General features: G+C 68.2%; 19 protein-coding genes. 6 read left to right on the plus strand and 13 right to left on the minus strand.

Annotated features, from left to right (window positions below):
• Positions 1–3: 3 nt before the first annotated feature.
• The gene (locus O5O54_RS14075; protein ID WP_279482431.1) at positions 4–1,329 is read right to left on the minus strand and encodes an FAD-binding oxidoreductase; all 1,326 of its coding nucleotides are present in this window, start codon (positions 1,327–1,329) and stop codon (positions 4–6) included.
• 203 nt (positions 1,330–1,532) lie between these two features.
• On the opposite strand from O5O54_RS14075, the gene O5O54_RS14080 reads away from it, so the two are divergent.
• Positions 1,533–2,009 (plus strand): Lrp/AsnC family transcriptional regulator, encoded by a 477-nt coding sequence (locus tag O5O54_RS14080; protein WP_279482432.1) that lies wholly within the window; start codon positions 1,533–1,535, stop codon positions 2,007–2,009.
• Positions 2,010–2,068: 59 nt separating this feature from the next.
• Here O5O54_RS14080 and O5O54_RS14085 read toward each other — a convergent pair whose 3' ends face one another.
• The 5 genes from O5O54_RS14085 to O5O54_RS14105 all read right to left on the minus strand — a co-directional run bounded on the left by O5O54_RS14085 (position 2,069) and on the right by O5O54_RS14105 (position 8,001).
• A complete protein-coding gene (locus tag O5O54_RS14085; protein ID WP_279482433.1) occupies positions 2,069–3,730 on the minus strand; it encodes an ABC transporter ATP-binding protein in 1,662 nt (553 codons plus the stop codon).
• Positions 3,727–4,590, minus strand: a complete 864-nt coding sequence (locus O5O54_RS14090; RefSeq protein WP_279482434.1) for an ABC transporter permease — start codon at positions 4,588–4,590, stop codon at positions 3,727–3,729. The genes O5O54_RS14085 and O5O54_RS14090 overlap by 4 nt, the downstream gene beginning before the upstream one ends.
• Positions 4,587–5,543 (minus strand): ABC transporter permease, encoded by a 957-nt coding sequence (locus O5O54_RS14095; protein WP_279482435.1) that lies wholly within the window; start codon positions 5,541–5,543, stop codon positions 4,587–4,589. Before O5O54_RS14095 ends, O5O54_RS14090 begins: the two co-directional genes overlap by 4 nt.
• An 85-nt stretch (positions 5,544–5,628) precedes the next feature.
• Positions 5,629–7,239: an ABC transporter substrate-binding protein gene (locus O5O54_RS14100; protein WP_279482436.1), complete on the minus strand. Its 1,611-nt coding sequence runs from the start codon at positions 7,237–7,239 to the stop codon at positions 5,629–5,631.
• 57 nt (positions 7,240–7,296) lie between these two features.
• Entirely contained in the window at positions 7,297–8,001 is a 705-nt protein-coding gene (locus O5O54_RS14105) for an HAD-IA family hydrolase (RefSeq protein WP_279482437.1), read from the minus strand.
• Between the two features lie 496 nt (positions 8,002–8,497).
• Here O5O54_RS14105 and O5O54_RS14110 point away from each other — a divergent pair, with 496 nt between their 5' ends.
• Both O5O54_RS14110 and O5O54_RS14115 read left to right on the plus strand, forming a co-directional pair.
• Positions 8,498–9,775 (plus strand): FAD-binding oxidoreductase, encoded by a 1,278-nt coding sequence (locus O5O54_RS14110; protein ID WP_279482438.1) that lies wholly within the window; start codon positions 8,498–8,500, stop codon positions 9,773–9,775.
• Between the two features lie 309 nt (positions 9,776–10,084).
• The gene (locus O5O54_RS14115) at positions 10,085–10,561 is read left to right on the plus strand and encodes an Lrp/AsnC family transcriptional regulator (RefSeq protein WP_279482439.1); all 477 of its coding nucleotides are present in this window, start codon (positions 10,085–10,087) and stop codon (positions 10,559–10,561) included.
• Between the two features lie 182 nt (positions 10,562–10,743).
• On the opposite strand, the gene O5O54_RS14120 is transcribed toward O5O54_RS14115, so the two are convergent.
• From O5O54_RS14120 to argE, 6 genes are read right to left on the minus strand one after another with little or no spacing between them, the layout of a single operon-like run.
• Entirely contained in the window at positions 10,744–12,120 is a 1,377-nt protein-coding gene (locus O5O54_RS14120; protein WP_279482440.1) for an aspartate aminotransferase family protein, read from the minus strand.
• Between the two features lie 31 nt (positions 12,121–12,151).
• A complete protein-coding gene (locus O5O54_RS14125) occupies positions 12,152–13,615 on the minus strand; it encodes an NAD-dependent succinate-semialdehyde dehydrogenase (RefSeq protein ID WP_279482441.1) in 1,464 nt (487 codons plus the stop codon).
• Positions 13,616–13,632: 17 nt separating this feature from the next.
• Positions 13,633–14,676, minus strand: a complete 1,044-nt coding sequence (locus O5O54_RS14130) for a tartrate dehydrogenase (RefSeq protein ID WP_279482442.1) — start codon at positions 14,674–14,676, stop codon at positions 13,633–13,635.
• Positions 14,677–14,728: 52 nt separating this feature from the next.
• Positions 14,729–15,085 carry a cupin domain-containing protein gene (locus O5O54_RS14135; RefSeq protein WP_279482443.1) on the minus strand — a complete coding sequence of 119 codons (357 nt, stop codon included), beginning with the start codon at positions 15,083–15,085 and terminating at the stop codon, positions 14,729–14,731.
• A gap of 32 nt (positions 15,086–15,117) precedes the next feature.
• Positions 15,118–16,053 carry a glyoxylate/hydroxypyruvate reductase A gene (locus O5O54_RS14140; protein WP_279482444.1) on the minus strand — a complete coding sequence of 312 codons (936 nt, stop codon included), beginning with the start codon at positions 16,051–16,053 and terminating at the stop codon, positions 15,118–15,120.
• Positions 16,050–17,171 carry an acetylornithine deacetylase gene (gene argE, locus O5O54_RS14145; RefSeq protein ID WP_279482445.1) on the minus strand — a complete coding sequence of 374 codons (1,122 nt, stop codon included), beginning with the start codon at positions 17,169–17,171 and terminating at the stop codon, positions 16,050–16,052. The genes O5O54_RS14140 and argE overlap by 4 nt, the downstream gene beginning before the upstream one ends.
• A gap of 278 nt (positions 17,172–17,449) precedes the next feature.
• Here argE and O5O54_RS14150 point away from each other — a divergent pair, with 278 nt between their 5' ends.
• Entirely contained in the window at positions 17,450–18,319 is an 870-nt protein-coding gene (locus tag O5O54_RS14150) for a GNAT family N-acetyltransferase (protein WP_279482446.1), read from the plus strand.
• 90 nt (positions 18,320–18,409) lie between these two features.
• Here the strand turns inward: O5O54_RS14150 and O5O54_RS14155 are convergent, their stop codons facing one another.
• Complete coding sequence (locus O5O54_RS14155; RefSeq protein WP_279482447.1) at positions 18,410–19,339, minus strand: EamA family transporter; 930 nt, start codon at positions 19,337–19,339, stop codon at positions 18,410–18,412.
• 121 nt (positions 19,340–19,460) lie between these two features.
• Between O5O54_RS14155 and O5O54_RS14160 the strand changes: the two genes are divergently transcribed.
• On the plus strand, positions 19,461–19,916 hold the full coding sequence (locus tag O5O54_RS14160) for an Lrp/AsnC family transcriptional regulator (protein WP_279482448.1): 456 nt from the start codon (positions 19,461–19,463) through the stop codon (positions 19,914–19,916).
• A gap of 257 nt (positions 19,917–20,173) precedes the next feature.
• The gene (locus tag O5O54_RS14165; protein ID WP_279482449.1) at positions 20,174–20,338 is read left to right on the plus strand and encodes a hypothetical protein; all 165 of its coding nucleotides are present in this window, start codon (positions 20,174–20,176) and stop codon (positions 20,336–20,338) included.
• Positions 20,339–20,343 lie beyond the last annotated feature (5 nt).

Consider the following 20,343-nt stretch of genomic DNA (forward strand, 5'->3'; position numbering starts at 1 on the left):
GCTTCAGAAATCGGCGACCTTTCCCCAGGCGGAGGTATCGAGGCGGGCCGGCGCATAGGGCCTCGGATCGACGATGGGCTCGGCGCCGGTCACGAGATCGGCCACGAGATGGCCAGCGCCCGGCCCGATGCCGAACCCGTGTCCGCTGAAGCCGGCCGCCAGCACGAAGCCCGGAACCGCCGCGATCTCGCCGATCGCCGGCACCCCGTCGGGAGTCGAATCGATGTAGCCGGCCCAGCTATGGGTCACGGTCGTGCCGCGCAGCCCCGGCAGGAGGTCGAGGGCGCGCCGATGGGTCAGCCGGATCTGCTTCATGTCGGGTCGGGGATCGAGGATGCGCATGTGCTCCATCGGCGTCGCCGCGTCCAGGCGCCAGCGGGCCAGCGTCTCGTGGCCGGAGCGCCAGCCCTCCAGGCCGCCGGGCGCGAGGCTCTTCCAGCGGCGGGCGAACATGGGCACGAACTCGCGCGCGAAGCGGATCTGCTGCGGCGTCGGGTCGACCCGCGCGCGGCCGCTGATGGCGAGCGTGTAGCCGCCGTTGCCGCGACGCGTCACCGAGACGTCGGCCGTATGGAGGGCGTCGGGCAGGTCGTTGGCGCCGGGCGAGACGGAGAGGATGGAGGAGCGCACCGCCGATTGCGTAAAGCGCAGGCCGAGCTGGCGGCAGAAGGACGAGGCCCAGGCCCCGCCGGCCATCACGGCGATCGTCGTGCGGATCGTGCCCTTCTCGGTGACGACGGCGCTGACCCGCCCGCCCGACAGTTCGAGGCCGCGGGCGGCGCATCCCTGGTGCACCGTGCCGCCGTGGGCCATGATGGCGCGCGCCACCACGGGCACGGCGCGCGAGGGGTCGGCCGTTCCGTCGCTCGGTGAGAAGACGCCCCCCTTCCAGGCGCGGCCGGTGGCGGCGCCACGCGCCGTCGCCTCGTCGGCGGTGAGCATGTGGGTCGTCACCCCCACCGTTCGGGCGAAGTCGCGCCACCGCGCCCAGCCCTCCAGCTCGGCCTCGTTCTGCGAGAGGTAGAACAGGCCGCAGCGGCGGAAGCCGACGTCCTCCCCGGTTTCCTCCGCGAGCCGGTCCCAGAGGTCGAGGCTGCGGGTCGAGATCGGGAGTTCACGCGCGTCGCGGTTCTGCTGGCGGCACCAGCCCCAGTTGCGGCTGGACTGCTCGGCGCCCACGAGCCCCTTCTCGACGAGCGCGACCTTCACGCCGCGCCGGGCGAGATAGTAGGCCGAAAAGACCCCCGCCACGCCGCCGCCGATCACCACGACGTCCGCTTCGGCGGGAAGCCCGGGGCTCGTCTCGATCTGCATCAAAGGGGCGCGCATCGGATCTCCTTGCAACGGGCGGCCGAGATAGCGGGGGTCCGGCATCCCCTGATGCCCATATCGCCGATCGCCCCGCAGATCCTGTCGTTCCTCCGAGGTGCCGCAGACGAATGTCCCGTTCGCTCGCAGGGGCGGCGGCGGGGTGACCACGCGCCAGAGCTGCGATAAGAAATCAGCCACGACACGAAGCCCGCTGGAGGGTCATGAAGCTCGACCGGATCGACTTGAGAATTCTCTCGGAACTTCAGAAGAACGGTCGCATCTCGAATGTCGAGCTGGCCGGGCTCGTCAACCTGTCGCCGAGCCCATGCCTCATGCGTGTGCGCAGGCTCCAGAGCGAAGGCTTCATCACCAACTACTCGGCTCAGATCGACCTTTCCAAGCTCGGGCAGACCCTGACCGTCTTCACCGAGATCACGCTGAAGAACCATCACCCGATCGACTTCAACCGCTTCGTGGCGGCGATCGAGACGGTGGACGGCGTGATGGAATGCTATCTGATCTCGGGCGGCTACGACTATCTCATCAAGTTCGTGATGCCGGGCATCGTCCAGTACCAGGCGACGATGGAGCGGCTGATGAAGATGGACATCGGGATCGAGAAGTATTTCAGCTTCGTCGTCCTGAAGGCGCCGCTGATCCGAACCCATCTGCCGCTCGACAAGATGTTCCCGGCCTGAACTCTCGGAGGCTGTTCTTCGCTGATCCGACCAACGCCTGTCGAAGACCCATAACAGCCTCAGCGCTGCGCGAAGGCCTGCAGGAGTTCGGGGTCCTGCTCCAAGCCGTCCAGCCAGCCGGTCCGAAGCTGCGGCACGGAGGAGAACAGGAGCCGCGAATAGGGGTGGGCCGGCTGCCCGCCGTTCAGCGTGGGTGAAAGGTGCTCGATCTTCTGGCCCTTGTACATCACCACCACCTCGTCGCAGATCGCGCGCACCGTGGTCAGATCGTGGCTGATGAACAGGTAGGACAGGGACAGCTCGCGCTGCAGCTCCTTCAGAAGCTCGATGATCGCGGCGGCCACCACCGTGTCGAGCGCGGAGGTGATCTCGTCGCAGAGGATCAGCTTGGCGTCTGCGGCCAGCGCGCGGGCGAGGTTGACGCGCTGCTTCTGTCCGCCCGAGAGCTCGCCCGACCGCCGGTCGCGAAGGGCTCTGGGGAGGTGGACCATGTCGAGGAGCTGATCGATCCGCGCCTCGCGCTCGCGCCCTCCCGTGCCGTGGTAGAAGACCAGCGGGCGGGCGAGGATCTCGCCGATCGATTTGGCCGGGTTGAGCGCGGTGTCGGCGAACTGGAACACGATCTGAAGGTCGCGCAGTTCGCTCCGGCTGCGCTGGCGCAGGTCGCGCGCCAGCGGCTTGCCGTCGAAGACGACCTCGCCGGAGGCGGCGGGCAGGATGCCGGCGATGACGCGGGCGAGCGTCGATTTCCCGCAGCCCGATTCCCCGATGATGCCGAGGTTGCGGCCGCGCTGGAGTTCCAGGCTCACGTCGTCGAGGACGCGGATCTTGGGCGCACCCTCGGACGTGAGTTCGCCGTAACCCGCTACGATGTTGCGCACGGCAAGGAGCGGCGCGGGCGAGGCCGTGTCCGCCTCGGGCGCCTTCGCCTTTGCGGCGGGGCGGAAGGCGGCGAGAAGCTGCCGCGTGTAGGGATGCTGTGCGCGTTCCAGGATGTCCGCCGTCGTGCCCTCTTCCTGCACCTGCCCGTGGCGAAGGACGATGATCCGGTCGGCGATCTGCGCCACCACGGCCAAGTCGTGCGAGACGTAGACGCCGGCCGCGCCGCTCTTGCGCATCACCGACCGGAAGGCGCGCAGCACCTCGACCTGCGTGGTGACGTCGAGCGCGGTGGTCGGCTCGTCGAAGACGACGAGCTTGGGATCGCCGATCAGCGCCATGGCGGCCGACAGCCGCTGGAGCTGGCCGCCCGACACCTGATGCGGGAACCGGTCGCCGATGGTCTCGGGGTCGGGAAGGGCGAGCGCGCGGAACAGCTCGACGGCCTTGCGCTTCGCCTCGGCGAGCGGCATCGAGCCGTGGATGCGCGTGACCTCCACGACCTGATCGATGATCCGGTGCGCGGGGTTGAAGGCGGCCGCCGCGCTCTGCGGCACGTAGGAGATCTGCACGCCGCGCCGCTCGGCCCTCTGGCGCTCGCTGAGCGTGACCATGTCGTCGCCGGCGAAGCGGACGGAGCCGCCGGTCACGCGGCATCCCGGCCGCGTGTAGCCCATGAGGTTGAGCGCGATGGTCGTCTTGCCCGAGCCGCTTTCCCCGATCAGGGCGACGATCTCGCCCTCGGCTATGTCGAACGAGACGCCCCGGATGATCTCGACGTTGCGGCCGGCGTCGGTGCGCGCCTCGATCTTCAGGTCGCGGACTTCGACGAGGCGGCTCATGCTTCTTCGCTCCGGTCGCGGATCTTTCGGGGCAGGTTGTCGATCAGAAGGTTGACGCTGATCGTCAGGCTGGCGATGGCGATCGAGGGGAAGATCACGGCCGGAGCCGCAAAGGACAGGCCGCCGATGTTCTCCTTCACCAGGGCGCCCCAGTCGGCGTTCGGGGGCTGCACGCCGAGCCCCAGGAAGGACAGGCTGGACAGGAGAAGCACGATGAACACGAAGCGCAGGCCGAAGTCGGCGAGGACCGGACCGATGATCCCGGGCAGGATCTCGGCGCGGATCAGATAGCCGAGCCGCTCGCCTCGCGCGCGCGCCACGGTCACGTAGTCCATGGCGTTGACGTTGACCGACAGCGCCCGGGCGAAGCGGTAGCAGCCGGGAATGTAGATGAAGGCCAGCGTCAGGATCAGGATCGGGATCGACGAGCCGACCGCCGCGACGAGAACCAGCGCCAGGATCTTGTTCGGGATGGAGGTGAGGGCGTCGAAGAAGCGGCTGAGCACGCTGTCGAACCAGCCCCCGACGACCGCCGCGGTCATGCCGAAGGTGACGCCGCAAAAGCATGCGATGGACACGGCCGCCAGCGAGATGCCGACCGTGTAGCTCGCGCCGTGGATGATGCGCGACAGGACGTCCCGCCCGAGATAGTCGGTTCCCAGGGGATAGAGTTCCGACATCGGACCGAAGAAGTCGAAGTCCACGATCTCGCCCACCGGATGGGGCGCGATCCAGGGCGCGAGGACGGCGACGGCGGCCCAGGCGAGGATCACCAGGAAGGACAGGACGCCGACGGCGTTGACGCTGTAGCGGTCGCGGCGACGGCCCCGCTGCCCGCCGCTTGGGATCGAGAGCGTCATGACCGGCGAAGCCTCGGGTTGGACACGATGGCCACGAGGTCGGCGATCGTGATGAGGATGAGATAGGCGACGCAGAAGATCATCGCGCAGCTCTGGATCAGCGGGAGGTCGCGCGTCGAGACGGCGTCCAACATCAGCTTGGCGATGCCGGGATAGTTGAAGATCGTCTCCACGATGATCACCCCGCCGAGGAGGTAGGACAAGGACAGCGCCACCGCGTTGACGATGGGACCAAGCGCGTTGGGCAGGGCATGGTGCAGCACCATGCGGCGGCGCGAGGCGCCCTTCAGGAGCGCCATCTCGACATAGGGCGTGTTGAGCGTCTCGATCACGGCCGCGCGCGTCATCCGGATCATCTGCGCCGAGATCACGAAGCTCAGGGTGATGACCGGCATCGCGTAGGCCTTCAGGAGGCCCGCGAAGCTCGCCACGTCCGCCGTCATGGAGAGCGCGGGAAGCCAGCCGAGATAGACGGCGAAGATCAGAACCGCGAGCGTCGCCACGAGGAATTCGGGGATCGAGATGATGCCGATCGTCATGAAGGAGATGGCGCGGTCGTAGACCGTGCCGCGCAGGATGGCGGCCGTGATGCCGAGGCTCAGCGCGACGGGAACCGAGATGACGGCCGTGATGCCGGCGAGCTTCAGGGAGTTCCCGAGGCGGCTGCCGATGAGGTCGGCGACGGGGATGTTGTTGACGTAGGAAACGCCGAGATCGCCCGTGGCGATGTTTCCGAGCCAGAGAAAGAACCGCGCGACGGCTGGCTGGTCGAGATGCATCGCGGTTCGCAGGCCCGCGACCGCCTCGGGCGTCGCGGCCTGGCCGAGAAGAATCTCGGCGACGTCGCCGGGCAGGAGCGCGGTGGCGCAGAAGATGGTGACCGCGACGATCAGGAGCGTCACCAGCGCGACCCCGACGCGCGCCGCGACCAGGCGGAGGATGAGAGAGTTCATGGACGACCCATCCGTTGCGACGAGGTGAAAAGAGTATCGGGCGAGGGCGCGGGACGCGCCATCGCCCGATGGAACGGATGGTCGATCAGGCCTCGAGCCAAGCGTAGGCCGCCGCGTTGAAGCCCATCTGGCCGCCCAGGGGGTTGGCGACGAGCCCCCTCAGCTTGGGCGACAGGCCGTCCACGTTGGACTGGAACACCGGAATGACCGTACCGGCCTCGTTGTGGACCATGGTCTGCATCTCGCCGTAGATCTCCTTGCGCTTGGCATCGTCCAGAAGACCGCGCGCCTCGAGCAGCATGGCGTCGAACTTCGGCGACTTGAAGCCGCTTTCGTTCCAGGCCGCATCGGACTGGTACAGGAGCGAGAACAGAATGTCGGGCGTCGGGCGGGCGTTGAGATTGCCGAAGTGGACCGGATCCTTGATCCAGTGGTTCGACCAGTAGCCGTCGGAGGGAACGCGGTCGATCACCACGTTCAGGCCGATCTGGCCCGCCGCCTGCTGCACCACGGCGGCATAGTCGAGCGATGCGCTCGCCGCTTCCGACGCGGTGATATGGATGGCCTGGCCGAGCACGCCCGCCTTCTCGAACAGGGACTTGGCCCGATCGGGATCGAACTCGCGCTGCTTCAGTTCGGCGTTGAAGTACGGGTTCCAGGGCGGGATCGGATGGTCGTTGGCGATCTCGGCCAGACCGCGCATCACCGACTTCTGGATCGTTTCGCGGTTGATGAGGTACTTGAACCCTTCCGCCACGCCCGCCTTGTCGCCCGGTGCCATGTCGAGGCGGATGTTGAGATTGGTGTAGGTGCCGAGCTTGGAAATGAAGATCTGAGCTGCCGGATCGTTCTCCAGGACGCGCAAGGAGCGCGGGCTGAGATTGGCGGCGATCCCGATGTCTCCCGAAAGAAGCGCGTTGCGTCGCGCCGTCTCGTCGACGATCGCAAAGGACTCGAACGAGTCGAGATACGGACCGCTGGACTTCCAGTAGTTCTCGTTCCGCTCGACCACCGCACGCACGCCCGGCTGGAACTCGCGCAGCTTGAAGGGACCGGTGCCGTTGCCCTTCGAGAAGTCCGTCGTGCCGTCCGCCACGATCATGAAGTGGTGGAGGCCGAGGATCGTCGGCAGGTCGGCATTGGGTGCCGTGAGGACAATCTCGGCCGTGGTGTCGTCGACGGCCTTGATGTCGGCGAACTGCTTGGCGAGGGCGTTGACCTTGGAGCCGACGGCCGGATCGAGATGGCGCTTCAGCGAAAAGACGACGTCGTCGGCGGTCAGGCTCTTTCCGTCATGGAACGTGACGCCTTTGCGCAGCTTGACCGTCCACGTCGTCGCGTCGGCGCTTTCGACGCTTTCCGCCAGCTCCATCGTCGCGTTGCCGGAGCCGTCGATGAAGGTGAGACGATTGTAGACGTTGCAGCAGCGCGTGTAGTCGGTCGAGTTGGACGCTTTGGCCGGATCGAGCGTATCGGCGGTGGAAGACGTCCAGCCCGCCGACTTGAGATGGCCGCCGCGCACCGGCTCGGCGGCGACCGCTGCCGTGGCGCGGCCGAGGATGCCGGCGCCGGCCGTCAGCGCGACGCCGCCCATCAGCATCATCTGGAGAAGTTCGCGGCGGTTCGCCCCGCGCCGAATCGCATTCTCGACCGCGGCATCGTCACGAGACGTCCAGTTGGCGATCTTATCGGACATGGCATTTCCCCTGAGTTGACGGCGGATGGTCGGTTGAGGGATGGGGCGAATGGGTGGTCAGGCTTCCACAGCGTCGGCAAGGCCCGCCAGGCTGGTGAAATGGTAGTCCGGCTTGGTGAAGCCGCTCGGCTCGATCGAGCCGCCGTAACCTGCGACGCCGTGACGACGCTCGATCCAGCAATTGGTCATGCCGAGCTGACGCGAAATGCCGATGTCGTGGTATTGGCTCTGGGCGACGTGGAGGATGTCGTCCTTGGAATATCCTTCGCTTTCAACGAAGCGGAAGACCTTCTCGAAGAAGGCGGGATCCGGCTTGTCGACGCCGGTGTCGTCGACCGTGAAGCTGGCGTAGAACGGCTCTCCCAGAGTGCGCGAGAAGCCTTCGAAGGCCCAGCGCTGCGCATTGGTCATTGCCACGAGGCGGTAGCGCTTGGCGAGGCGCGCCATGGCCTCGACGCTGTCGGGGAAGGCCTTCCAGTCCTTGACTCCGTCCCGGAGGGCGTTTGCATGATCGCTGCCCTCCGGCAGGCCGAGCGCGGGCGCGATCTGATGGTAGACGCGAACAAGATCGTCGGGGAAGCGTCCGACGTCCTTGTCGGTGCGGGCCTTGCGATACAGGTTGAGCGCATGCTCCCCGTCGACCTCGCGTCCCGCCGTCGCGCCGATCTTCTTGAGCGAGGCGATGAGCCCCCCTTCGAAATCGATCAGGGTGCCGACGACGTCGAACGTCAAGTAGCGGAAAGAATTGAGGTCTTTTGCCATGGGTCGCCGTTTCCTGAACCCAACCGGTTGCTCGCCGGGCGTTCCCGGCATCCGATCGAGCCATCCGTCCAGAAGGTTTCGATCGGTCCAGTTTGCATTCTGGCTTTTGCAAATTGCGCCGAAATTCACTTCTCAGACAGCATAAAATTGCGAATATGACAGTCTGACAGCACTCGTGCGAAGATCGTCACCTGTGCTGAAAAACTGGTCAGTTGGACACGACCCGACCGGGCCGCGGTTGCGGGACGCGCGCTCGCCCATCCCATACAAAGTCTTCGGCGGGCCGGCCGGCATCCGCGGCGGGGCCGCGAGATCGCGGTCGTGTTGCCGGGCGGGAAAACACTCTGCCGCCGGGATCGAGCGATACGCAACAATCTGCTTCGCCGCGCCACCAATGCAGTCGAACGTCCGGCTGACCCGTCACTATGATCCGAGGCGTCCGGCGGCCCTCGGGCCGCCGGGAACCTCTGAGGACCCCAGGCCGGGAAGCGCAACCATGCAGTTCAAGTCCTACTGGCACGACACCGCCCCGCGCTTTGCCGGAGGCGCCACGGGTCCCGTGGAGGGGTCCTACGACGTCGCCGTGATCGGAGCGGGCTTCACCGGTCTTTCCGCCGCGCTGCAGCTCGCCAAGGCCGGCACGCGGGTGATCGTCCTGGAAGCGGGAACCGTCGGCGTCGGCGCCTCGGGGCGCAACGGCGGACATCTCAACAACGGCGTCGCTCACGGCTATGCCAGCGCCAAGGCCCATCTGGGAGCCGAGCGCGCCAAGCGGCTCTACAAGACCTACGACGACGCGGTCGACACGATCGAGCGCATCGTCCGGGAAGAAGGCATCGACTGCTCCTTCCGCCGCTCCGGCAAGCTCAAGCTCGCCTCCAAGCCTGCACATGCCGAAAGTCTGCGAAAGAACTTCGAACTGATCCATGCGGAGGTGGACCCCGATACGGCCTTCCTGACGCGCGAGGACCTGCGCGACGAGATCGGATCCGACGCCTTCCACGGGGCGATGCTGTCGAAGAAGAGCGGCATGGCCCATATGGGCCGCCTCGTGACGGGGCTCGCGGAGACCGCCGCACGCCATGGCGCGACGATCTACGAGCACACGCCCGTCTCCGAGCGCAGGACGGAAGGCGGGCGAAGCCGCCTCGTCACGTCCCGCGGCACGGTCACCGCCGACACGGTCCTCCTGGCGACCGGTGCCTATACGACGGAGGGCTTCGCCCATTTCCGGCGCCGCATCATTCCCGTCGGCAGCTTCATCCTCGCCACGCGCCCTCTCACGCAGGACGAGATCGCGCGGACCTTGCCGGGCAACCGGACCTACACGACCTCCCTGAACATCGGAAACTACTTCCGCCTTTCCCCGGACGGGCGGCTGATCTTCGGGGGACGGGCGCGCTTCTCGTCGCGATCCGACCAGACCTCGGATGCGCGCAGCGGCGCGATCCTGCGCGCCAGCCTCAAGCAATTTTTCCCGCATCTGGCCGATGTCGAGATCGACTACTGCTGGGGCGGCCTCGTCGACATGACGCAGGACCGCTTTCCCCGGGCGGGGTTCGCCGACGGCGTCTGGTTCGCCATGGGCTATTCCGGCCACGGGGCGCAGATGTCGACGCAGATGGGCACGATCATCGCCGACGCGATCCTCGGCCGGGAGAACCGCAATCCGGTGGACGGGCTCGATTGGCCGACGATCGCGGGCTATTCCGGCAAGCCCTGGTTCCTGCCCATGGTCGGCCTCTACTACAAGATGCTCGACAAGATCCGTTGAGGCTCTTCGGCCGGTGACGAAGGCGGTTTCGGCCGTCTGGGCCCCGAGCCCGACGGTCGGATGGTCGGCACGACCCGGTGGCCTCCAACGGGGCGGCCGGCGCGATCGTTCATCGAAACCGCGCAGGCTCTCGCCACCCTGGCAACGTCTTTCGCCGGAGGAGTTCGTATTGTTTCCGCCGCCGCAGCCCTTCGAGGTCGAGACACGCGACGGGGGAGAAACGCGGTCGACAGGGGGTTTCGATGTGCTAGCGTGGCGCCGATTCCCGTCCGGCGGCTCCCGTCCGGATTCGAGACTCGGATCCCATCGATGAAGCTCGACCGCATCGACATCAAGATCCTGCACGAGTTGCAGAAGAACGGTCGCGTGACCAATGTCGAACTTGCCAAATTGGTCAATCTGTCGGCGAGCCCCTGCCTGATACGCGTGAAGAAGCTTCAGGCGGAAGGCTACATTTCGGGCTATTCCGCTCAGGTCAACGTCGCCAAGCTCGGCGCGACCCTGACGGTCTTCACCGAGGTCACGCTCAAGAACCACCAGCAGATCGACTTCGCCCGCTTTCTGGCGGCCGTCGAGAAGATCGACGAAGTGGTGGAATGCCATCTCGTGTCGGGCGGTTACGACTATCTCCTGAAGGTCGTCACGGCCGGCATCGGCGAGTATCAGGCCATCATGGAGCGCCTGTCGGGCCTGGACGTCGGGATCGACAAGTATTTCAGCTACGTGGTGCTGAAATCCCCGCTCGTGCGTGCGCATCTGCCTTTGAAGTCGCTGTTTCCCTATTGAGCCTCCGCTCCCGTCCGCACATCCGAGCTATTCCGCCGGCTCGATCGGGATGAACGGCGTTGGCCGCCGGACGCGATGAGCGTCCGGCGGCATGGCGGTGAGTTCGGCCGGGGCCCTATGATCGGGCCGGCGTGTCCTGTCCGGCCGGTTGTTCGGGCGATGCCAGCTCGTGCGGGGAGGTGTCAGCCTGTCATGGCGGCCCGCACGTCCGGGTCCTCCAGCGTCTGGTCGAGCGTCCTCCTCGTGCTCTCGACGATGGCGTCGATATCGTCGTCCGTGCAGCAGAGCGGCGGGGCGAAGCCGAGGATCCCCGTCGGGAAGGCACGCACGACGAGTCCGTTGTCCCAGGCGCGGTCGAAGACGCGGCGGGCCGGATCGGCGCTTGCGGGCAGCGGCGTCTTCTTCGCCTTGTCGGTGACGAGTTCCACGGCGGCCAGCATCCCGCGCCCGCGCACCTCGCCGACCAGCGGATGGTCCGACAGGCCGCGCAAGCCCGCCATCAGCCGCTGCCCGGCACGGCGGCCGTTCTCCAGGAGGCCGTTCTCGTAGAGGTCGAGGCAGGCGAGCCCGACGGCGGCGCTCACCGGATGGGCGGAATAGGTGTAGCCGTGGCCGACGGCCGCCGCCCCCGCCCCGTCCGCGATCGTGTCGTAGACCTTGTCCGACAGGAATACCGCGCCCATCGGGCAGTAGCCGGAGGTCAGGCCCTTGGCGACCGTCATCAGGTCCGGCACGACGCCCTCGTCCTCGCAGGCGAAGAGCGGGCCGGTGCGCCCGAAGCCGGTGATGACCTCGTCGGCGACGAACAGGATGTCGAGTTCGCGGCAGGTCTCGCGCATCGCCTTGACCCAGCCGTCCGGCGGCACCAGCACGCCGCCCGAGCCCTGGATCGGCTCGAGATAGAAGGCGGCGACGCGATCGGCGCCCAGTTCCTCGACCTTGGCGCGCAGAGCCGCCACCGAGGCGTCGATGATGGCGCGCGGATCGCTGCCGACCGGGTTGCGGTAGCTGTAGTGCGAGGGGATCTTGTGCTGCCAGTCGAAGGGCAGGCCGAAGCCGGCATGGAAGGCCGGCAGGGCGGTCAGGCCCGCACCCACGGTCGAGGAGCCATGGTAGCCGTTCATCACGGAGATGAACTGGTCCTTTTCCGGCTTGCCCAGCGAATGGTAGTAGTAGCGGATGAAGCGGACGGTGGAATCCACCGCGTCCGAGCCGCCGAGCGTGAAGTAGACGTGGTTGAGATCGCCCGGCGCGCGGTCGGCGAGTTCGGAGGCCAGCCGGATCGCCGGTTCCGAGCCGAGGCCGAAATAGCCCGTCGCATAGGGAAGCTCGCGCAGCTGGCGCGTCGCGGCCTCGACGATCTTGTCCTGCCCGTAGCCGGCATTGACGCACCAGAGCCCGGCGAAGCCGTCGACGAGCTCGTGGCCGGAGGCGTCCCGGACGCGGGCCCCCCTGCCCGAGGCCAGGACCCGGACGCCAGTCTTCTCGTGGCCGCGATAGGAGGCCACGGGATGGACGAGATGGGCGCGGTCGAGCTCGACCAGCGAATTCATGAACATGGTGACACTCCTCTAAGTGGCGGCCGCTTCGTCAGGCGCTCTGACGGATGCCGCCCATGTGGAGGGTCTTCACCTCCAGATATTCCTCGATCCCGAGATGGGATCCCTCGCGCCCGAGGCCCGACTGCTTGACGCCGCCGAACGGGGCGACCTCGGTCGAGATCAGGCCCGTGTTGAGCCCGACCATGCCGAACTCCAGCGCCTCGCCGACGCGCCAGGCGCGCGACAGGCCTTCGGTGAAGAAATAGGCAGCCAGGCCGAAGGGCGTGCCGTTGGCGATGGCGACGGCCTCTTCCTCGGTTTCGAAGCGGAAGAGCGGGGCGACCGGGCCGAACGTCTCCTCCGAGGCGAGCAGCATCTCGGTCGTCGCCTCGCCGATCACGACGGGGCGCGCATACTGCGCACCGTCCGCAACGCTCTGGCTTTCGGCCAGGATCCGGCCGCCCTTGGCCTCGGCGTCCGCGACGTGGCGCTCGATCTTCTCGATCGCCGCCCGATTGATCATCGGGCCGATCGAAACGCCGTCGTCCGTGCCCGGCCCGACCTTCATGGCCCGGACCTTCTCCGCGAGGCGCTCGGCAAAGCGATCGTAGATGCCGGACTGGACGAGGATGCGGTTGGCGCAGACGCAGGTCTGGCCGCCGTTGCGGAACTTCGAGACGAGGACGCCCTCGATCGCGAGGTCGAGATCGGCGTCGTCGAAGACGATGAAGGGCGCGTTGCCGCCGAGCTCCAGGCTGAGCCGCTTGATCGTGTCGGACGCGCCCCGCATCAGGAGCGCGCCGACGCGGGTCGAGCCGGTGAAGGAGATCTTGCGGACCGCCTCGCTCTCCATCATCGCCTTGCCGATGCCGGCCGGCATGCCGGTGACGATGTTGACGACGCCTGCCGGAATGCCGGCGCGCTCGGCCAGGACGCCAAGGGCCAGCGCCGAATAGGGCGTGAACTCGGACGGCTTGATGACGACGGTGCAGCCGGCGGCGAGGGCGGGCGCGACCTTGCGGGTGATCATCGCGTTGGGGAAGTTCCAGGGCGTGATGATGCCGCACACGCCCACCGCCTCCTTGACGACGAGGATGCGCCGGTCGGGCGTCGGCGAGGGGATGGTCGCCCCGTTGATGCGCCGCGCCTCCTCGGCGAACCACTTCACGAAGCTCGCGCCGTAGCGGATCTCGCCGCGCGCCTCGCCGAGCGGCTTGCCCTGCTCCCATGTCAGGATGCGGGCCAGGTCCTCCTCGTGCTTGACCATGAGCGCGTGCCAGGCCTCCAGAAGGCTCGCGCGCTCGGCATGAGTCTTGCGTTTCCAGGGCTTGAAGGCGCGCTCGGCCGCGGCGATCGCCGCCAGCGTCTCCGTCTCGCCCATGTCGGGCACGGTGCCGATCGCGCCCTGGCTGGCGGGATCGACGACCTCGATCGTCGCACCCGAGCCCGCGTCCTGCCAGCGCCCGTCGATCAGCCCCTGGAAGCGCAGGAGATCCTTGTCCGTCAACTGCATGTCGCTCGTCCTTGTCGTCAGCCCAGCGCTTCGAGAACCGCCTTGGCGATCGCGTCCGTCTTGTCCTGGCCGGGCCGGATGCCGATCCCGCGCCCGGTCGTCGCCTCCACCGCGCGCATCACGTCCGCGGCGGCGCCCTGCTCGCCCAGATGCTCCAGCATCATGGCGCCCGACCAGATCGTCGCGATCGGGTTGGCGACACCGAGATGCGCGATGTCCGGCGCCGAGCCGTGGACGGGCTCGAACATGGAGGGCGCGGTGCGGTCTGGATTGATGTTGGCCGAGGCCGCGAAGCCGAGGCCGCCCTGGATGGCCGCGCCGAGGTCGGTGAGGATGTCGCCGAAGAGGTTGGAGGCGACGACCACGTCGAGCGTCTCTGGCGCCATGACCATGCGGGCCGCCATCGCGTCGATGTGGTAGGGCGTCACCTCGACGTCCGGATACTCGGCGGCCAGGAGCTGGGTCATCTCGTCCCAGAACACCATCGTGTGCTTCTGGGCGTTGGACTTCGTGACGGAAGCCAGCTTGCCGCGGCGCGCGCGCGCCTGCTCGAAGCCGAAGCGCAGGATGCGCTCGACGCCGACCCGCGTGAAGATCGCCGTCTCCACCGCGACCTCGTCGGGCGTGCCGACATGGACCCGGCCGCCGGCGCCCGAATACTCCCCTTCCGTGTTCTCGCGGATGCAGAGGATGTCGAAGCCCTCCTTCCGCAGGGGACCCTCGACGCCGGGCAGCAGCCGGTGCGGCCGGATGTTGGCGTACTGGCGGAAGGCCTTGCGGATCGGCAGGAGAAGGCCGTGCAGCGAGACGGAATCGGGCACCTCGGCCGGCCAGCCGACGGCCCCGAGAAACACCGCGTCGAAGCGGCGCAGCGTCTCGATCCCGTCCGCCGGCATCATCGCGCCGGTCTGGCGATAGAAGTCGCAGGACCAGGGGAAGCGCGTGGCGGACAGCGAGGCGCCGTGGCGCGAGGCGGCGCGCTGAAGCACCTCCCAGGCGGCGTCGATGACGGCCGGGCCGATGCCGTCGCCCGGAATGAGCGCGATGTCGTGGGTCTTCATGATCTTCCCTGATGATGGAGGGGGTCCGGCCGGCGCGACGGCCGGCGGTCCGTCACTCGTAGACGCAGACGTAGATCTTGCGAACCGTCTCGATCGTGCGCCAGACGCCGACGAAGCCGGGCTTCATCACGAAGCTGTCGCCCGCCTTGAACGTGTAGGTCTGCCCGTCCTTCTCGGCGATCTCCACATGGCCGGAGAGGATGTGGCAGAACTCGAACGTGGTGCCCTTGATCGAATGCGTCTCGCCGGGCGTCGCTTCCCAGACGCCGGTCTTGACCATCTCGCCCTTGGAATCGTCCTGCGCCCAGGTCTTGAAGGTCGGCGAGCCCGAGATCAGCCGCTCTGGCAGCGGCACGCCGGGCTTGGGATCGAAGGACGGGTTGGGATCGATCGGAACGATCAGCGACATGGGAACTCTCCTTGAGTGGGAAAACGAAGGGGTCAGTAGCCGCGCGCGCGGTCGACGAGGCCGACCATCGGACGGCCGGCCCGGTGGCGGCGGACATTGTCGATCACGGTGCGGGCCGCCGTGCCCGCTTGCGTCACGCTCGCCACGTGCGGCGTGATCATGATCTTGGGGTGGCGCCAGAGCGGGTCGCCGGCCGGCAGCGGCTCGGGGTCGGTGACGTCGAGGACGGCCCCCGAAAGGTGCCCGGCGTCCAGCGCCGCGAGCAGCGCGGCCGCGTCGAGCTGCGGCCCCCGCCCGGTATGGACCAGCGCCGCCCCTTGCGGCAGCCGGGCGAACAGCTCGGCGTTCAGGAAGCCGCGCGTCTCGTCCGTCAGCGGCAGGAGGCACACGAGGATGTCGGTCCGCGCCAGGAATTCGCCCAGACCCGCCTCGCCGTGGAAGCTCTCGACTCCGTCGATGGCGCGCGCCGAGCGGCTCCAGCCGGCGAGCGGGAAGCCGAAGGGCCGCAGCCGCTCCATCGCCGCCTGCGCCAGCATGCCCTGTCCCAGGAAGCCGACACGGCGCTCGCCTGCCTGCCGGGGCGGCAGGGCGCGCCAGACCTCGGCGGCCTGCTGGCCGAGATAGGCCGGCAGGTCGCGGTGGAGTGTGAGGACCGCCAGCGCGACATATTCCTGCATCATGCGGATGATGCCGTCCTCCACCATGCGCACCAGGGCGACATGCGGCGGCAGGCCGGCCGCGTCGAACTGGTCCACGCCGGCCCCGATGGAGAAGACGACCTCGAGGTTGCGGTAGCGGGACAGGTCGGGGGGCAGCGTCCAGGTGATGAGGTAGCGCACCTCGTCCGGCGCGACGGCGGCGGCGTCCGTCTCGAAGGCGATGTCGGGCAGATCCGCCGCAAAGGCCGGCCCGAAAACGGCGGCGCGTTCGGCGGTGGAGTTGAACAGGAACACGGGACGACCGGTCATGCGCGAAGCCTTTCCCCCAGGGCGAGGATCATAGCGAGGCAGGCCGCGAGCTCCCCGCGCGTGACGAACTCGTCGGGTCGATGGGCCCGGGCGATGTCGCCGGGTCCGCAGATCACGGCGTCGTAGCCGGCCTCCTGGAAGAGCCCCGCTTCCGTCCCGTAGCTCACCGCCGCGCACGGGGGCCGGCCGGTGAGCTCGCCCGTCAGCCGCGCGAGGTCGCTATCGGCCGGGAGCGCCAGCGCCGGATAGGCCGAGAGATCCGTCCAATCGACGCGAAAGCCCTTCGGCTCCAACGCCGCGAGACCGGCCCGCACCGGCTCCAGCAGGGCGCCCGGGTCGGCGCCCGCGATGGCACGGACCTCGATCTCGGCGATGCAGCGATCGGGGATCACGTTGAGCGCCCGTCCGCCCGAGACGATGCCGACCTGGAGCGTCGAATGGGGCGGCTCGAAGCGCGCGTCGAAGGGACCGCCCTCCAGGTCGCGCCCGTGCGCGGTCGCCGCGCCCAGGACCTCGATCATCGCATGCACGGCGTTGAGGCCCTGGTCGGGACGCGAGGAGTGGCCGGACCGCCCGGTGATCTCCAGCCGCGCCGCCGCCTTGCCCTTGTGGGCGAGAACCGCCTGGAGACCGCTCGGCTCGCCGACGACGACGCCGAGCGGCTTGGCGCAGAGCTTCGGCAGTTCGGCGATCATGTGCGGGACGCCCCGGCAGCCCGCCTCCTCGTCGTAGGAGAAAGCGAGGTGCAGGGGCCGCTTCAGCGGGCCGGCGGCGAGGACGGGGAGCGCGGCCAAGGCGCAGGCGAGAAAGCCCTTCATGTCCGTCGTGCCGCGCCCGTAGAGGCGCTCGCCCTCCACCCGCAGCGTAAAGGGATCGGCGCTCCATCCGTCCTCGCCGGCGGGCACGACGTCGGTATGGCCGGACAGGACATAGCCCGGCACGTCGGCGGGGCCGAGCGTGACGAAGAGGTTGGCCCGGTCGCCCTCCGGCCCCGGCAGGACATGGACCCGCGCACCGTGCGAGCGGCAGTGGTCGGCGATCCAGTCCGTGATCGGGGCATTGGGCGTGCCGACGACGGAGGAAAAGGCGACCAGCCTCGCCAGGATCTCCTCCACCATGTCAGCGCCTCCTTCGGGAATATGCGCTCAGCGTAAAGAAACGGGTGTGCCGTTCCTGCCGTAGATCGGGGATCTTCGAAACATGATGCCGAAATGCCGTTGATCTGCGGTAGAACCTTCGGCCCCTCCCGGAACACCATGAAGGCCGGAAATACGGCGCTTGCGCTCTCCCGACGGGAGGGGGAACCCGCAAGCCCCCTCCCGTCGGAACGAAGGCGGGCGGGTGCGCGATATCCGGGCGCGCACCCGAAACGCCAGCAGGGACATGCGAAGGCATCATGGATAACGCAGCCATTCGGGATCGGGAGACCGCTTTGGGAGAGGTCGCGATGGTGCCCTTCTCCACCCGCCATCTCGCGGGCGCCCACAAGCTCTCCCTGGATCTTCGCTGGCCCTACCGGCTGGAGGACTGGGCCTTCGCCCTCCACCTCGGTCGGGGCTTCGTCCTGGAGCGCGGCAGCGAGGTGGTGGGGACCGCCGCCTGGTTCCCCTATGGCGAGACCTGCGCGACGGTCGGCATGATCATCGTGTCGGGCGAGATCCAGGGGCGCGGATACGGCGCCAAGCTCCTGGATGCGCTTCTGGCGGCGGCCGGCCCGCGCACCGTCCTTCTCAACGCGACGCCGGAGGGCCAGGCGCTCTATGCGCGCCGCGGCTTCGTGCCGGCCGGGACGATCCACCAGCACCAGGGCGTCCCGTCCCGGCCGATCGCGGCGCCCCCTTCGAGTGTCGTGCGCCCGATAGCGGCCGGCGACATCGAGGCGGTCCTGCGTCTCGACCGCGAGGCGACCGGCTTCGAGCGCCGCCCGCTCCTGGAAAGGCTCCTGGAGACCGGCGAGGCGCAGGTGCTTCTCGAAGGGGGCGGCTTGGCCGGCTATGTCGTGTCGCGCGTCTGGGGGCGCGGGCATGTCGTGGGGCCGGTGGTGGCACCCACGTCCGAAGGCGCGCGTCGCCTGATCGAAGCCGCCCTGTCGCGTCTCGAAGGCTGCTTCGTGCGCCTCGACACGGAGGTCGGCACCGGCCTGTCGCCCTGGTTCGAGGCGATCGGCCTGCCGCAGGTCAGCGACGCGCTGGTCATGGTCCGGGGCACCATGCCGCCGACCGGTCCGGCGCGCGTCTTCGCCCTATCCAACCAGTCGCTCAACTGAGGGCACCGATCAGGACGCCGTCATGGACCTCGGGGACGCGTCGGATCGCCGACATTGTCCAGGTTCCCTGTCCGAGGTCCGCAACGATCTTCAGCGCGCCAAGGCGGGAGCTTTCGGCAGGCCCCTCAGCGCATTGGCAAGGGCGACCCCCGCCGCGACCGCGACGACGCCGACCAGGGTCAGGACCGTCGGCTGCTCGCCGAGGAGGGGCATGGCCGCCGCCGTCGCCAGCACCGGAGCCAGGGCGCCCATCGTGCTGCAGCGCAGGGCGCCGAGATGCCGGACGGCCAGGGCGTAGACGAGCGTCGAGACGATGCCCGTGCCCACGCCCTGCACGCCGGCAAAGAGAAGGATCTCCCGGAGATCGACGCTTGCGAGGTGGCTGTCGAAGACGCCGGCCAGTTTCAGGACCGCGATCACGATCGCCGACGGATAGGTCACCAGCATCAGGCAAGTCAGCGGCCGCACCGCGGCCATCCGCATGCCCAGCGTGTAGCCGCCCCACAGGAGACTGGCCCCGAGAAGCAGGCCGGCGCCGAGGATCGCCCGGGCGTCGAAGCTTCCCAGCCCTGCGACGAGCAGCACGACGCCGAGGACAATCGTCACGAGGCCCGGCCCGAGCGCCAGCCTCTCGCCCATGAGAAGGCGGGCGAGGATGGAGACGGCCAGCGGCGCCGTCCCCGCGACCAGGGCGCTGACATGCGCCGCCGAGGTGAAGCCGCCGCCGGCCGCGACGAGCCCGAAGAAGGGCAGGCCCGCCCCCGATGCGATCATCGCGGCCGGCGCGAGCGGAAGGGACGTCAACTCCCGCAGGCGCGAGGGCAGGAGCGGCAGCAGGATCAGGGCTGGGACGGCGAAGCGCAGCAAGGCGACGTCGCTCGGGCTGAGCGTCGAGGCGCCGATGCTGCGCATCGACAGGCTGAAGCCCGCCCAGGTGACGAGCGCGGCTCCCATGGCCGCCCAGCCGACGATCGAGCGGGTGGCGAGCGGCGGCGCGAATGTTGTCGGGGCGAGAGACACGTGGCCGTCCTTCGTCGGAGAGATGGCCGCAAAATACCAAGATGCCCGCGCTAAATCCTGCCTATCTCAACCACATCGGCATCTGATATTGGCAGATCATACCAATCGTGGGAGATGTCTGATGGATCGCAAGGACCGGCAGATCATCGCCGAGCTCCAGGCCAACGCCCGGCTCACCAACAACGAGCTCGCCGAGCGCGTGAACCTGTCGCCCTCGCCCTGCCTGCGCCGGGTGCGCCTTCTGGAGGAGGCGGGCGTTCTCAAGGCCTATACGGCGATCGTGGACGCCGAAGCCTGCGGCTACCCCGTGACGGCCTTCGTGCGCATCCGCCTGTCGCCCCACAACGGCGAAACCGTCCAGGCCTTCGAGGAGGCGATCGCGCGGATCGACGTCGTGATGGACAGCTACGTCATGGCCGGCAACGCCGACTACATGCTGCGGGTGGTCGTCAAAAGCCTCAAGCATTACGAAGCCTTCATCCGCAACGACCTCCATTCGGTGCCGGGCGTCGCCTCGATCGACACGAGCTTCACCTATGGGCACGTCAAGCGCTCGCTGGTGCTCCCGATCGACTGACGGGGCGCCCGACCAGCGCCCGGCCGCCCCGCCCATGCCGGCGGTCATGCCGCCGAGCCGAAGAGGGACGCGGACGCCATTGGCCCTGGATCGGGCTGCGCAGACCGAGGTGCCCGGATCATCGGCGCTCCCGAACGTGTGACATCCACCCCCTTGTCGGGCGGATTTCCTGTATCAATTCATGGGACGGGTGTCGGTCCATCGGGGGCCGGCAGGTCTATCGCGTTGGTCGGGCCGCCAGCGGCGGGGACCTGTGCATGACGATTGCAGACCTCTTCGTCCTTGGCGTCGTGGCCACGTTCCTCGGCTTCGTCGTCTGGGTGAACGTGCATCATCGGAAGAAGAAGGTTGCGAGAAAGGACAGGACGCGTGAAGGCTCCAGGTTCGATGCCCCTGTCACCAGCGTGAATCGAGCCGCCTGAACCCC

This window comes from Aureimonas sp. SK2 (assembly GCF_029813115.1).
GTDB lineage: Bacteria > Pseudomonadota > Alphaproteobacteria > Rhizobiales > Rhizobiaceae > Aureimonas.

What these genes read in the sequence shown, in the direction of transcription:
- O5O54_RS14160 (WP_279482448.1), top strand. Translation starts at nt 19,461, where the DNA reads ATGGATCGCAAGGACCGGCAGATCATCGCCGAGCTCCAGGCCAACGCC.
- O5O54_RS14080 (WP_279482432.1), top strand. Translation starts at nt 1,533, where the DNA reads ATGAAGCTCGACCGGATCGACTTGAGAATTCTCTCGGAACTTCAGAAG.
- O5O54_RS14120 (WP_279482440.1), bottom strand. Translation starts at nt 12,120, where the DNA reads ATGTTCATGAATTCGCTGGTCGAGCTCGACCGCGCCCATCTCGTCCAT.
- O5O54_RS14115 (WP_279482439.1), top strand. Translation starts at nt 10,085, where the DNA reads ATGAAGCTCGACCGCATCGACATCAAGATCCTGCACGAGTTGCAGAAG.
- O5O54_RS14105 (WP_279482437.1), bottom strand. Translation starts at nt 8,001, where the DNA reads ATGGCAAAAGACCTCAATTCTTTCCGCTACTTGACGTTCGACGTCGTC.
- O5O54_RS14085 (WP_279482433.1), bottom strand. Translation starts at nt 3,730, where the DNA reads ATGAGCCGCCTCGTCGAAGTCCGCGACCTGAAGATCGAGGCGCGCACC.
- argE (WP_279482445.1), bottom strand. Translation starts at nt 17,171, where the DNA reads ATGGTGGAGGAGATCCTGGCGAGGCTGGTCGCCTTTTCCTCCGTCGTC.
- O5O54_RS14075 (WP_279482431.1), bottom strand. Translation starts at nt 1,329, where the DNA reads ATGCGCGCCCCTTTGATGCAGATCGAGACGAGCCCCGGGCTTCCCGCC.
- O5O54_RS14100 (WP_279482436.1), bottom strand. Translation starts at nt 7,239, where the DNA reads ATGTCCGATAAGATCGCCAACTGGACGTCTCGTGACGATGCCGCGGTC.
- O5O54_RS14165 (WP_279482449.1), top strand. Translation starts at nt 20,174, where the DNA reads ATGACGATTGCAGACCTCTTCGTCCTTGGCGTCGTGGCCACGTTCCTC.
- O5O54_RS14110 (WP_279482438.1), top strand. Translation starts at nt 8,498, where the DNA reads ATGCAGTTCAAGTCCTACTGGCACGACACCGCCCCGCGCTTTGCCGGA.
- O5O54_RS14135 (WP_279482443.1), bottom strand. Translation starts at nt 15,085, where the DNA reads ATGTCGCTGATCGTTCCGATCGATCCCAACCCGTCCTTCGATCCCAAG.
- O5O54_RS14095 (WP_279482435.1), bottom strand. Translation starts at nt 5,543, where the DNA reads ATGAACTCTCTCATCCTCCGCCTGGTCGCGGCGCGCGTCGGGGTCGCG.
- O5O54_RS14150 (WP_279482446.1), top strand. Translation starts at nt 17,450, where the DNA reads ATGGATAACGCAGCCATTCGGGATCGGGAGACCGCTTTGGGAGAGGTC.
- O5O54_RS14090 (WP_279482434.1), bottom strand. Translation starts at nt 4,590, where the DNA reads ATGACGCTCTCGATCCCAAGCGGCGGGCAGCGGGGCCGTCGCCGCGAC.
- O5O54_RS14140 (WP_279482444.1), bottom strand. Translation starts at nt 16,053, where the DNA reads ATGACCGGTCGTCCCGTGTTCCTGTTCAACTCCACCGCCGAACGCGCC.
- O5O54_RS14130 (WP_279482442.1), bottom strand. Translation starts at nt 14,676, where the DNA reads ATGAAGACCCACGACATCGCGCTCATTCCGGGCGACGGCATCGGCCCG.
- O5O54_RS14125 (WP_279482441.1), bottom strand. Translation starts at nt 13,615, where the DNA reads ATGCAGTTGACGGACAAGGATCTCCTGCGCTTCCAGGGGCTGATCGAC.